Here is a 12,184-nt window from a genome sequence, read left to right on the forward strand (position 1 = left end):
AGGATACAAATGGCAAATAAATTAACAGTTCTTGCTTCCGTAGTAGTGGCTTCCACTGCCATGATGTCAATGTCAGCTCAAGCAGCAGGCACTACTTTGGACAAAGTCACAAAGCAAGGTTTTCTTACATGTGGTGTCAGTACTGGTCTACCTGGGTTCTCCAACCCTAACTCAAAAGGTGAGTGGGAAGGTATCGACGTAGAATATTGCCAAGCAATAGCTGCCGCTGTGCTTGGGGATAAAAGCAAAGTGAAATATGTTCCTCTTACCGCGAAAGAACGTTTCACAGCATTACAATCAGGCGAAATCGATGTGCTTCCTCGTAATACCACTTGGACACTTCATCGTGATACTGCTCTTGGTCTTAATTTTGTTGGTGTGAACTACTACGATGGCCAAGGTTTTATGGTTAAAAAGGATCTTGGTATTTCAAGTGCCAAAGAACTTGATGGCGCTTCAGTCTGTGTACAGTCGGGAACAACGACAGAGCTTAACCTAGCAGACTACTTCCGTAATCAAGGCATGTCTTACAAACCGGTCGTATTTGATACTGCAGCACAAACATCCAAAGGTTTCGATGCTGGTCGCTGTGACGTACTCACTACAGACCAATCTGGTCTTTATGCCCTTCGTTTAAACCTACAAGACCCATCTTCAGCAACCGTGCTTCCTGAAATCGTGTCTAAAGAGCCTCTAGGTCCGGTTGTTCGTCAAGGTGATGACCAATGGTTCAATATTGCAAAATGGACACTATTTGCAATGATTAATGCCGAAGAATACGGCGTTACCTCAAAGAATGCCGACAAAATGTTGAAATCAACCGATCCAAACATCAAACGCATTCTTGGTGTAGATGGCCCGAAAGGCAAAGGTCTTGGCATTCGTGACGATTGGGGTTACCAAGTTATTAAGCAAGTCGGTAACTATGGTGAAAGCTTCGAGCGTACGGTGGGTACAAACTCTCCTCTACAAATTTCTCGTGGCGTCAATGCGCTTTGGAATGCGGGCGGTTTCATGTACGCACCACCTATCCGATAAGAGAAGCGATATAGGGCGGTTAGTGCCGCCCTTTTCTTGATCATATCCGTCTCGATCAGTTAGCCATCAGCCAGCACGAGGGCACAATCTCTTAAAACAGCACCTGATTATTATAGTTTGCCACCTCAGCAACTAAAACTGTCATCCTGTTTTCAGCGAATAACTTACGAATGGCTGCTGGTTTCATAGATATCTATAGATATAGGTTTGAGGTTATCGCTGTATGAAACCGACGAATAATGCATTACTAACTACGATGTCCAAGCCAAACGAAAAGAAAAGCCTGATTTATAATCCAGTCTTCCGTTCTGCGCTTTTTCAAATCATTGCGATTGCTGCTCTGGTTTTTTTCTTTTACACCATCATTAATAACGCACTTACCAATCTTAACGCTCGTGGTATTGCAACTGGGTTTGATTTTTTAAACCAAGAGGCGGGCTTTGGGATTGGGCTCACTCTTATCGAATATGATGAAACATTCTCTTACGGGAGAACTTTTTTCATCGGCCTTCTTAACACCGCGTTAGTCTCTGTTTTGGGGATTATCCTCGCAACCATTATTGGTTTTGTTATGGGTATCGCACGACTTTCTTCCAACTGGCTCATCAGTCGACTTGCAGCGGTTTATATCGAGACCTTTCGTAATATCCCTCTTCTTTTGCAAATCTTCTTCTGGTATTTCGCAGTTCTACAAGCTCTACCCTCGCCTAGACAAAGTATCAGCCTAGGTGAAGTCATATTCTTAAATGTTCGTGGTCTCTTCTTACCATCTCCTGTAATGGGACATGGCAGTGGTTTTGTTATTGCCGCATTTATTTTGGGCGTGCTTGCAAGCCTACTGATTGGACGCTGGGCTAAAAACAAACAACGCTTGACTGGACAACAAACACCAATGGTCCGGATTGTGCTAGGCTTAGTCGTTGGTCTTCCACTTTTGGTATATTTCTTAGCTGGCATGCCTATCTCTCTCGATTACCCTGAACTAAAAGGCTTCAACTTTCGTGGCGGTATTAGCATCATTCCGGAATTAGCAGCACTGCTTCTGGCTCTGAGCGTTTACACCGCCTCATTCATCGCAGAGATTGTCCGTTCAGGGATAAATGCAGTAAGTCATGGTCAAACCGAAGCGGCGATGTCTCTCGGTCTACCTCGTGCCAAAACGCTTAAACTTGTTGTCATTCCTCAGGCTATGCGCATTATCATTCCTCCACTCACTAGCCAGTACTTAAATTTGACTAAGAACTCTTCATTGGCGATGGCAATTGGTTACCCAGATCTCGTGTCCGTTTTTGCAGGAACAACACTTAACCAAACGGGCCAAGCGATTGAGATCATCGCCATGACTATGGGGGTATATTTAACGTTAAGTTTGATTACGTCTGCGTTAATGAACGTGTACAACCGTAAAGTAGCATTGGTGGAGAGATAATATGAGCACACATCAGTTTCAGCCTGATCTCCCACCACCTTCAAATACTGTCGGTGTGGTTGGTTGGCTACGCAAAAACTTATTTACTAGCCCACTAAATTCTGTCATTACGCTTATTCTTGCGTACTTCGTAATTGCTGCACTTTGGTCCATTATTGATTGGGCGTTTATCAATGCAGATTGGATTGGTTCAACGCGCGACGATTGTAGTCGTGATGGCGCATGTTGGGTGTTCATCAGTGTGCGATGGGAGCAGTTTATGTACGGCTTCTATCCAGAAGCGGAGCTATGGCGCCCTCGCCTGTTTTACATTACGTTAGCGATCTTCACGGCGTTGCTGGCCTATGAAAAAACACCTAAACGAGTTTGGATCTGGCTATTTTTCGTCAACGTCTATCCATTTCTAGTTGCGGCACTGTTATATGGTGGCGTGTTTGGGCTTGAGGTGGTAGATACACACAAATGGGGTGGCTTGCTCGTTACTCTGATCATTGCGCTCGTGGGTATCGTTGTATCACTGCCAATCGGCGTTGCATTAGCATTGGGCCGACGTTCAGAAATGCCAATTATTCGCAGTATTTGTACCGTATACATTGAAGTTTGGCGTGGCGTCCCACTAATCACTGTATTGTTCATGGCATCGGTCATGCTGCCGCTGTTCTTAGCCGAAGGCTCAGAAACCGATAAACTCATTCGCGCTCTGATCGGCGTTGTGATGTTTAGTGCCGCTTACATGGCCGAAGTGGTTCGTGGCGGTCTGCAAGCGATTCCTAAAGGCCAATATGAAGCCGCCGATGCACTCGGTTTAACGTACTGGAAGAAGATGGGACTGATCATTCTGCCCCAAGCGCTTAAGATCACCATTCCATCAATTGTGAACACCTTTATCGGTCTGTTTAAAGATACCAGTCTTGTACTTATCATTGGTATGTTCGACGTACTTGGTATTGGACAAGCTGCGAATACCGACCCGGAGTGGCTTGGATTCGCAACGGAAAGTTATGTATTTGTCGCGTTAGTGTTTTGGGTATTTTGTTTTGGCATGTCGCGTTACTCAATATGGCTTGAAAACAAACTTCATACCGGTCACAAACGATAACTCATTAAGATCAAGGACGTATTATGACGCAACATCAAGATTACATGATCCAGTTAAAGGACATGAATAAATGGTATGGTGAGTTTCACGTACTGAAGAACATCAACCTTGAAGTCAAGCAAGGCGAAAAAATTGTCATCTGCGGACCATCGGGATCAGGAAAATCAACCATGATTCGCTGTATCAACCGCCTAGAAGAACATCAAGCGGGCAGCATTTATGTCTCAGGTACAGAGCTCACCGAAGATTTGAAAAACATCGAAGCGGTTCGCCGCGAAGTTGGTATGTGTTTCCAACACTTCAATCTATTCCCTCACCTAACGGTCTTAGAGAACTGCACGCTTGCGCCTATCTGGGTAAAGAAAATGCCCAAAGAAGAAGCGGAAGCGGTCGCAATGCAATACCTTGAGCGCGTTAAGATCCCAGATCAAGCTGACAAGTACCCAGGACAATTATCTGGTGGTCAACAGCAGCGTGTAGCGATAGCGCGCTCTCTGTGTATGAACCCGAAAGTGATGTTGTTTGATGAACCGACGTCCGCACTTGATCCAGAAATGGTTCGAGAGGTGCTAGACGTAATGGTAGAATTGGCAGAAGAAGGCATGACGATGCTTTGTGTAACACACGAAATGGGCTTTGCTAAAGAAGTCGCTGACCGTGTTATTTTCATGGATGCCGGAGAAATCATTGAAGAGAACAACCCAATTGATTTCTTTGAAAATCCTCAGTCAGACCGAACTCAAAACTTTTTGGCTCAGATTCTTCATCACTAACAGTAGCTTGAGAATTTAGATAAAATGAAAAGCGCTGACATTAAATCAGTGCTTTTCATTATTCAACCATGCTCTCAAGTTTATTGTTACGAATCTGCAGTTGGTTCAAGACGTTGTAAATTGAGTCATCTCACAATGAACGTCGTGAACTGGCTTACATCGCGTTAGGTACCAAGCGACGCTTCGCTATGCAACGCAGTAATATTGTGTTACAAGTTGCCACATACATAACACATTATTTCTATTATCATTTTGTACCAGATATAGGCAAGTTAAGCTTGATTTTTTGAACTTTCATGCCCATATATATCTATATATCAAAGACCAGAAATCCCTTATAGAGGAAGATTATGAACAGTCCTATGTTTACTCGCACTACTACTCAAGAAAGTGCTCTACAAACCAATAAAGTATTGCGTAACACATATGCACTACTTTCTATGACTCTACTTTGGTCCGCCGTTGTGGCTGGCGTATCGATGGCGTTTAATCTACCGCATCCAGGTATCATCCTAATGCTGGTTGGTTTCTATGGCTTGCTGTTCTTGACTGAGAAAAACCGCAATAATAGCCTTGGCCTGGTATTTACGTTCCTATTTACAGGTTTCCTTGGCTACACCGTCGGTCCAATCCTAAACATGTACATCGGTGCTGGCATGGGAGACATCGTTCTAACCGCGCTTGGCGGTACTGCTCTGTCATTCATGGCTGCGTCCGCATACGCGCTAACAACGAAACGTGACCTATCAATGATGGGTGGCCTAATGCTGTCATTGTTTGTAGTTCTAGTCGTCGGTATGGTTGCGAGCTTCTTCATCCAATCAACGATCCTACACCTAGCACTGAGCAGCTTGTTTATTGTGTTCTCGACCATGGCGATTCTTATGACAACTCAAGGTATCATCCGTGGTGGTGAATCAAACTACATTTCAGCGACAATCACGCTATATGTATCAATCTACAACATCTTCATCAGCCTACTAAGCATTTTAGGCATCATGAACGACGACTAATTCGTTGGATTGAACTTAAACACAAAAGCCCGAAGGTACTTCCTTCGGGCTTTTTCGTTTAACCAAACCTACGCTAATCGATATGTAGAATACCTATGCATTATTTAAAGTGTTCACCCCGATATTTTTCTAACAACCTGAATAAAATGGCAAATTGTTGAATATCCCTAATCAAAGCACTCCACTTAGCTTGTACGATTTTACTGCGCTCAGCATGAGATTGAGATTCTTTTGTTGAGAATCACCTTTTCTCTAAGCTACCCTATAACTATCAGTCATTAATAAGCGGATACAAAGGCGATGTTCGTTTACAACGGTAAAGAAATTGAAACCGATGCTCAAGGCTATCTACTCGACTACACACAGTGGGAAGAAGGCATGATTGAGCTTTTGGCAAAAGAAGAAGAAATTGAGCTAACAGAAGCCCACTTAGAAGTGATTCATTTCGTACGTGTATTTTATGAAGAGTTCAATACCTCTCCTGCGGTAAGAATGCTTGTAAAAGCGATGGAAAAAGCACACGGCCCAGAAAAAGGCAACAGTAAGTACTTATTCAAGCTGTTCAAGAAGGGGCCAGCTAAACAGGCCACAAAACTGGCAGGTCTACCAAAACCAGCTAAGTGCTTGTAATGTCATAAGATTTTGAACCCACGGAAAGGTTTAAAGGAGGCGTTCTCCTTAGTGACGCTTTCGACGCTTGCCGTCCGTGGGCCTTCTTCAAGCCAAATCGAAAACTCAGCAATTTGTGACTCCGTGCCGCAAGCCATCACTTCTACATCACCATTGTTCAAGTTCTTAGCATAACCCGTTAGACCAAGCTTCAATCCTTGGTGTGAAGTGTGGTATCTAAAACCTACTCCTTGAACATGACCTTTTACTGTAAACTTCTCACACTTTAGGTTCATCTTTATACCGCTCCATTATATTGGGTGATATATTATTTCATTCTATTTCTCCCACTAAGGATAGTGGGTTTTTATGTGGTTATAATAATTATGAAAGAAATTGCTTTCCGTTGGATTGATAAATATCTCATCCATTTAAAGATACAAGAGAAGTTCTACTTACTCTTCTTCCTCCCCGTTCTCGCATTAATCATTCTAACATTCGTTATGAACAGTGCCACAGGCACTCTCATTTCTGATATGAATCAAGAAGAGTTGGTGTTAATGAAAGGGCTCATTGAAGCCGGCAACCTTTCGCAAACACAAGTTGCAAACCTAATTGCAAATTCTGATACCATTTCTTTTGGTACAGGCACTGGCTCCGTATCTGTAATGAACGGCGCATTTAGTCTCGAGATCAATCACGACCAAACGTTATGGACAGCGCTAACAAGCACTCAAGTTAGCATCGTCCTTGTTACCCTTTTCTTTATTGCGTTAACCGTTTATTACATCATGACGTTCATCGGTGGCGCGATGTTTACGATGAACAAAGCATTAAACACACTTGCTGATGGTGATTTAACCGCTCGTATGAATTTTTTCCCTGTTCGTGATGAGTTCAGCGAAATCGCAATTACTATCGACAAAGTCGCCGAACGCGAACAAAAGATGGTTCAGTCGATTCAAGAATCTGTCGCGCTAATGCAACAAATTAGCTCAGACCTTAATCAATCCATTCACAACAGTTCAGAAATATCCAACACGCAGCAAGAGCACTTAAACTCGCTAGCAAGTGCGACAGAACAAATGGCTTCTACGATTCGTGAAGTCGCGACGTTAGCCCATGAATCGAGTGCACAAACAGATGACGCACGAAGTGTTGCTCAATCTGGTCAAATTAAGGTCGAGAACACCCTTCACTCTATCTCTAATCTCTCAACCGAGATCCAATCCGCTTCTCAGGCAGTGGAAGAGCTAGACGCCAATGCTGCACAAATTGATGAGGTAGTCACGACGATCAATGGCATCTCAGAGCAAACCAACCTACTTGCGCTCAATGCTGCGATCGAAGCTGCCCGCGCGGGTGAGCAAGGTCGTGGCTTTGCGGTGGTTGCTGATGAAGTTCGCGCTCTTGCGGGTCGCACTCAGCAAGCAACGGTTGAAATCCAAACCATGATTGAAGCATTACAGCGTAACAGCCAATCACTGACTAAGTTGATGGACGTGACGGTTCAAAATGCAAACAAAGGCCAAACGTTAATGGCGGAAGTCGATCTCGAGATTGGTTCTCTTGCGGATAAAAACCAAAACATCTCCGACAGCAGTATCCAAATTGCAACGGCAGCTGAAGAGCAAGGAGTGGTCGCAGATAACATTGCATCAAGCGTTGAAGAAATCCGTGTACAAGCAAATAACGTGTGCACCATGATCAGCACAACGACACAGAATGTAGAGAAACTTCGTGCACAAAGCGATACGATGGAATCGTTGTTAACGGGTTTAAAAGCCTAATAACGTTGAACAAATAGCAAGGGTCACTTCGGTGGCTCTTTTTAATATCTCTCTTACAATGCAATAATTAACACTTCAGCAAATGATTGGTTTACCAACGGATATTGCTTTTGAAGACAACATCCCGGACAATACGCCCCTTCAAAATTTAATAAGAGCTAAAGAAATGACAGCTGCTATCTATCTAGTAAAAGGTCGTGAGAAATCGGTTAAGCGTAAGCACCCTTGGATTTTCTCTCGAGGCATCAATAAAGTTGAGGGTGAACCTTCTCTTGGCGAAACCGTTGATGTATTCACTCACGATGGAAAGTGGCTAGCTAAAGCTGCATATTCTCCAGCATCTCAGATCCGCGCACGTATCTGGAGTTTTGAAAAGGAAGACATCAACAAGGCATTCTTCGTTAAGCGCTTCAAAGATGCTCAGCTTCTTCGTGAAGATGTGATTGAACGTGATGGTCTCACCGGATACCGCCTAATCGCCGCCGAGTCTGATGGCTTACCAGGCATCACCATTGACCGCTACCAAGACTTCTTTGTATGTCAGCTTTTAAGTGCGGGAGCAGAATACAACAAGCAAGCGATTGTCGATGCACTAGTAGAGTGTTTCCCTAGTTGTAATGTATACGAACGTTCTGATGTCGCGGTACGTAAGAAAGAAGGCTTACAAGAGAAAACTGGCGTACTCCACGGTGAAGAGCCACCAAAATCTGTCGTGATTGAAGAGAACGGCGTGAAAATCAGCGTCGATATCGTTGGTGGACACAAAACCGGTTTCTACCTCGACCAACGTGACAGCCGCCAACAAGCGATGAAATACGTCAAAGATAAAGAAGTCTTAAACTGTTTCTCGTACACGGGTGGATTTGGCCTCTACGCATTAAAGGGCGGCGCTAAGCGCGTTATTAACGCAGACGTATCTCAACCTGCACTTGACACGGCTAAATTTAACGCAGAACTCAACGAGTTCGACATTTCGAAAAAGCGCGCTGTATTCCTGAATGCGGACGTATTTAAATTACTACGTGAATACCGTGATCAAGGCACTCAGTTTGATGTTGTGATTATGGATCCGCCGAAGTTTGTGTCGAGTAAGAATAACCTGACTTCAGGTGCGAACGGCTATAAAGACATCAACATGTTGGCAATGCAAATCCTAAAACCAGGTGGCACTCTACTGACCTACTCTTGTTCAGGCCTAATGAGCTCAGATTTATTTCAAAAGATCATTGCCGACGCAGCGGTCGATTCTGGCCGTCAAGTGAAGTTCGTCGAGCGCTTTGAGCAAGCTGCGGATCACCCTACCGATAGCGCTTATCCAGAGGGCTTCTACCTGAAAGGTTTTGCTTGTAAGGTACTATAAGTCTCCCTTTACTCGTTAAATTAAAACGCCACTAGACATCAATCTAGTGGCGTTTTTGTTTCTATGCAGGATAGGCTTTATTTGAGGGCCAGTCTCAGCCCTCAACACAACACATACCTTTAATCGTGTTTTAACGTGTTTAGGCTATCGATTAGACTTGACGTAACGTCTGACGCACCAGAAAAGTCGATAGTCAAGCTATCACTACCTTTTGTTATCGTCAGCTCGCTATCATCAGATACCGAAACATCAAACCCTCCACGCTCGTCTGTTGTCGAACTATTTCCTTTTAGCGAATCCAAAATAGCATCAAGTTCAACACTTTCTAAATCTTCAAACAATTCAGAAAAATCGAGAATGTCACCTTCAGAACTATCAAAATCGGCAACGGTGTCTGTTGAACCATCAAGGTCAGAAACGCCCCACTTAAAGGTATCAGCGCCATCATCACCACTCAGTAAGTCATTACCTAACCCACCAATCAAGATGTCGTTGCCCGAGTCGCCTCGTAGGTAATCATCGCCACCACGGCCGTAAAGAACATCGTCATCGGCCCCTCCTCGAAGACCATCAGAGCCATCATCAGAGCCACGGAGAATATCGTTGCCCGCACCACCGAAGGCGGCCAAATTTCCTCCTTGACTAACAACCCTATCGTGACCAGAACCTAAGTTCACTGTGTCGGTTAAAGGTTGTACTGGGCTTTCAATAGAGCTTTTAAGCGCGCCATCAGAATCCCGAATATTATCCTCTGAAGCAGTCATGAACTCAAAGCTCTCGAAGGTTTCTCTATCAACTAGTCCATTGAGGTTTGGAATTGAGGTTCCTGTATCAACACGATAGTTCCCCTCTCCAGCGCCGAGTTCAATACGGTCATTACTATGGCCAGAAGAAATGAAAAGGTCGTCTGACATCGAAACGTTCTCCTGCCACACGGAAGCAGGATTATTATCATAGCCAGCACCAGCATATTGCAATTGACCATGTCCGCTTGACAACGTAAACGTGTCAACACCACCACTGCCGAGGAACTGCTTCGCATCAATCACATTTTCCATACTGATGTCTACTTTTGCTTCTTCACTGTAGGTTCCATCAGAATCTATCGCTTTATAAGTGAATGAGTCATCAATATCATTGAAGCTCGTGACATCGGCTCCAACCATGGTAAAACTTGCTTTATCACTATTACTATTGGTTTCTGGGAATACTCTTAGCTCATCAAAGAAGCCATCAAGAGAAACCGTAGCGGTACCAGAATGATTCCCGGTCTTGGTAATATCATCTATTGTGATTTGCTGAGTTGAAATCAAGACACCGTCTTTATAGAAGCCAACCGTAATCCAAGCCTCCCCACTATTAAACTTATTGTTCAAGCTAGCGAAGCTTAAATCAGCCTGATCGGCTTCAACCCCTTCATTGAGTTTTATCGCGATAAACTCTGAAGTACTAATCTCATCTCCGTTACCCGATTCACCTTGCTCTACAACAGCCAAACCGACTTGGTCATTTGCATGATCAACTTTGATAAAACGATTATATATTGGTTCATTTGCCGATTTATCTAGCGTCCCCGCGTAAAAAGTCAACCCGTTCATCGTTATTGAATCGCTAATCGTACCATCTGCGATGCTTGACACATCCGATGAATCAAAACCAAACCGTTCTGTCGTCAGGCTGTATTTCACGTCCGTTGTTTCCGGAATAACATCTCCAACAGAGAGTTTGACTTCTGTGTCTCCGTCTAAGTAGTAGAGATAACCATGTTCAGGCAAAGATGTGATTTCGATATCGGTAACTTTAGTGTCGTCTTGGTCGTCCTCCACATCCTTAGCGTGAGGTGCGAAGTCAATGGATGGATCGTCAGATAAGTAATCAACACTCACAGAGAAGTCATCAGCAGTTGGCGGATTGTTTGACGCTTTCTGAACATCATCATTCGCGCTGGCTGTATTGTTATCTTGATCAGTAAAGGTAGCCGATGCAGTCAGCTGACCATCATCCAATGAACTAACATCCAGCCCTTCAATCTGGTATGGGCCGTCACCGGTCACTGAATAAACGTTGCCTTCACCGTCAGATGCGGTCCAAGTGCCGTCAGAGCCAAGTGCTAGAGTCAAAGTAATAATAGAACTTCCATTCACAACTTTTAGATCGCTCACACCCGATAAGCCCGTATTAACTCCTTCACCATGGTTGAAAGTGATTGTTGCTCTCTCCGAGCCGGTGATATTGTCATCGCCGTCATCAACGGTACTGTCTGTAATAGTTAGCGTTGGGCCGTCAATCTCTCCATCTTTGTTGCCATCGGTACCATACTCACTATCTTTAGTGACAATATCATTAACGTTGACCACATGACCATTTAGATATTTGAACGTTGAATCAGCGGTTAAAATGCCATCCTTTAAAGCACTTACATCCACGCCTGTAATGGTGTATGTGCCATCATCATTAGCGATAACCGTATAACCAGGTACTGTCGCCTTTCCTTCAGATAACGTCACCTCCAATATAATGTCGTTATCTCCTGCGGGGAATTCGCCATTCTGCGCTTCTGTATCGGTTATACGTACAGTCGCGGTACCTGAAGTAACATTTCCCCCAAAATCAACGGTGATGTTCGCCGTTTCTTCACCCGTTACTTTGTCATCATTCTGAGGGTTTTCTGTCGTGCTATCAGTTATGAGGACCGTTGGTTGGTCGTTCGCTGGGGTTACGTTTGGATCGGCACTCGCAGGCGCCCCATCCACTTGGCCGTCGTTTGGCGTCAAGGTAAACGGTGGCAGCTCTTGCCCTGAGTTCACTAGCGCAGCACCGGCCTCGGTCAACACAACCGTGTCGCCCTCAATACGGTAGTTCTCCGTGTCGCTCAGCGTCACGTTCACTGGGTCGCCGTCTTCATCAAACGTCTCAAACGTCGCCACTAGGTTGCCATCGGCCGCACCGCTGTCTTCGACAAAGTTTTCCACCTTGGTGATGGTCACTTCTGGTGCGTCGTTCGCTGGGGTTACGTTTGGATCGGCACTCGCAGGCGCCCCATCCACTTGGCCGTCGTTTGGCGTCAAGGTAA

General features: G+C 44.6%; 9 protein-coding genes and 1 pseudogene. 8 read left to right on the plus strand and 2 right to left on the minus strand.

Annotation, left to right across the window (positions count from 1 at the left end; translation table 11 throughout):
• The first annotated feature begins 9 nt into the window (after positions 1 to 9).
• The 6 genes from ACVA54_RS05570 (at position 10) to ACVA54_RS05595 (ending at position 5,982) form a co-directional block, all read left to right on the plus strand.
• Complete coding sequence (locus tag ACVA54_RS05570) at positions 10 to 1,038, plus strand: amino acid ABC transporter substrate-binding protein (RefSeq protein WP_099077938.1); 1,029 nt, start codon at positions 10 to 12, stop codon at positions 1,036 to 1,038.
• A gap of 223 nt (positions 1,039 to 1,261) precedes the next feature.
• Positions 1,262 to 2,467: an amino acid ABC transporter permease gene (locus ACVA54_RS05575; RefSeq protein WP_099077937.1), complete on the plus strand. Its 1,206-nt coding sequence runs from the start codon at positions 1,262 to 1,264 to the stop codon at positions 2,465 to 2,467.
• A gap of 1 nt (position 2,468) precedes the next feature.
• Positions 2,469 to 3,566 carry an amino acid ABC transporter permease gene (locus ACVA54_RS05580; protein ID WP_099077936.1) on the plus strand — a complete coding sequence of 366 codons (1,098 nt, stop codon included), beginning with the start codon at positions 2,469 to 2,471 and terminating at the stop codon, positions 3,564 to 3,566.
• A 23-nt stretch (positions 3,567 to 3,589) separates the two neighbouring features.
• Positions 3,590 to 4,339: an amino acid ABC transporter ATP-binding protein gene (locus ACVA54_RS05585; RefSeq protein WP_099077935.1), complete on the plus strand. Its 750-nt coding sequence runs from the start codon at positions 3,590 to 3,592 to the stop codon at positions 4,337 to 4,339.
• A gap of 350 nt (positions 4,340 to 4,689) precedes the next feature.
• Positions 4,690 to 5,352, plus strand: a complete 663-nt coding sequence (locus tag ACVA54_RS05590; RefSeq protein WP_099077934.1) for a Bax inhibitor-1/YccA family protein — start codon at positions 4,690 to 4,692, stop codon at positions 5,350 to 5,352.
• A gap of 300 nt (positions 5,353 to 5,652) precedes the next feature.
• Entirely contained in the window at positions 5,653 to 5,982 is a 330-nt protein-coding gene (locus tag ACVA54_RS05595; protein ID WP_099077933.1) for a TusE/DsrC/DsvC family sulfur relay protein, read from the plus strand.
• 2 nt (positions 5,983 to 5,984) lie between these two features.
• Here ACVA54_RS05595 and yccX read toward each other — a convergent pair whose 3' ends face one another.
• Positions 5,985 to 6,257 (minus strand): acylphosphatase, encoded by a 273-nt coding sequence (gene yccX, locus ACVA54_RS05600; protein ID WP_099077932.1) that lies wholly within the window; start codon positions 6,255 to 6,257, stop codon positions 5,985 to 5,987.
• A gap of 90 nt (positions 6,258 to 6,347) precedes the next feature.
• Between yccX and ACVA54_RS05605 the strand changes: the two genes are divergently transcribed.
• Complete coding sequence (locus ACVA54_RS05605; protein ID WP_446644304.1) at positions 6,348 to 7,751, plus strand: methyl-accepting chemotaxis protein; 1,404 nt, start codon at positions 6,348 to 6,350, stop codon at positions 7,749 to 7,751.
• Positions 7,752 to 7,917: 166 nt separating this feature from the next.
• Positions 7,918 to 9,111, plus strand: a complete 1,194-nt coding sequence (locus tag ACVA54_RS05610; protein WP_099077930.1) for a class I SAM-dependent methyltransferase — start codon at positions 7,918 to 7,920, stop codon at positions 9,109 to 9,111.
• A 119-nt stretch (positions 9,112 to 9,230) separates the two neighbouring features.
• Here the strand turns inward: ACVA54_RS05610 and ACVA54_RS05615 are convergent.
• Positions 9,231 to 12,184 (minus strand): annotated as a pseudogene (locus ACVA54_RS05615) (hypothetical protein); the annotation flags it as partial.

The sequence above is a fragment of the Vibrio sp. PNB23_22_6 genome (assembly GCF_052877535.1).

Excerpts from the sequence above, each read along its gene's own strand:
- ACVA54_RS05570 (WP_099077938.1), top strand. The coding sequence starts at position 10 with ATGGCAAATAAATTAACAGTTCTTGCTTCCGTAGTAGTGGCTTCCACT.
- ACVA54_RS05575 (WP_099077937.1), top strand. The coding sequence starts at position 1,262 with ATGAAACCGACGAATAATGCATTACTAACTACGATGTCCAAGCCAAAC.
- ACVA54_RS05580 (WP_099077936.1), top strand. The coding sequence starts at position 2,469 with ATGAGCACACATCAGTTTCAGCCTGATCTCCCACCACCTTCAAATACT.
- ACVA54_RS05585 (WP_099077935.1), top strand. The coding sequence starts at position 3,590 with ATGACGCAACATCAAGATTACATGATCCAGTTAAAGGACATGAATAAA.
- ACVA54_RS05590 (WP_099077934.1), top strand. The coding sequence starts at position 4,690 with ATGAACAGTCCTATGTTTACTCGCACTACTACTCAAGAAAGTGCTCTA.
- ACVA54_RS05595 (WP_099077933.1), top strand. The coding sequence starts at position 5,653 with ATGTTCGTTTACAACGGTAAAGAAATTGAAACCGATGCTCAAGGCTAT.
- yccX (WP_099077932.1), bottom strand. The coding sequence starts at position 6,257 with ATGAACCTAAAGTGTGAGAAGTTTACAGTAAAAGGTCATGTTCAAGGA.
- ACVA54_RS05605 (WP_446644304.1), top strand. The coding sequence starts at position 6,348 with ATGAAAGAAATTGCTTTCCGTTGGATTGATAAATATCTCATCCATTTA.
- ACVA54_RS05610 (WP_099077930.1), top strand. The coding sequence starts at position 7,918 with ATGACAGCTGCTATCTATCTAGTAAAAGGTCGTGAGAAATCGGTTAAG.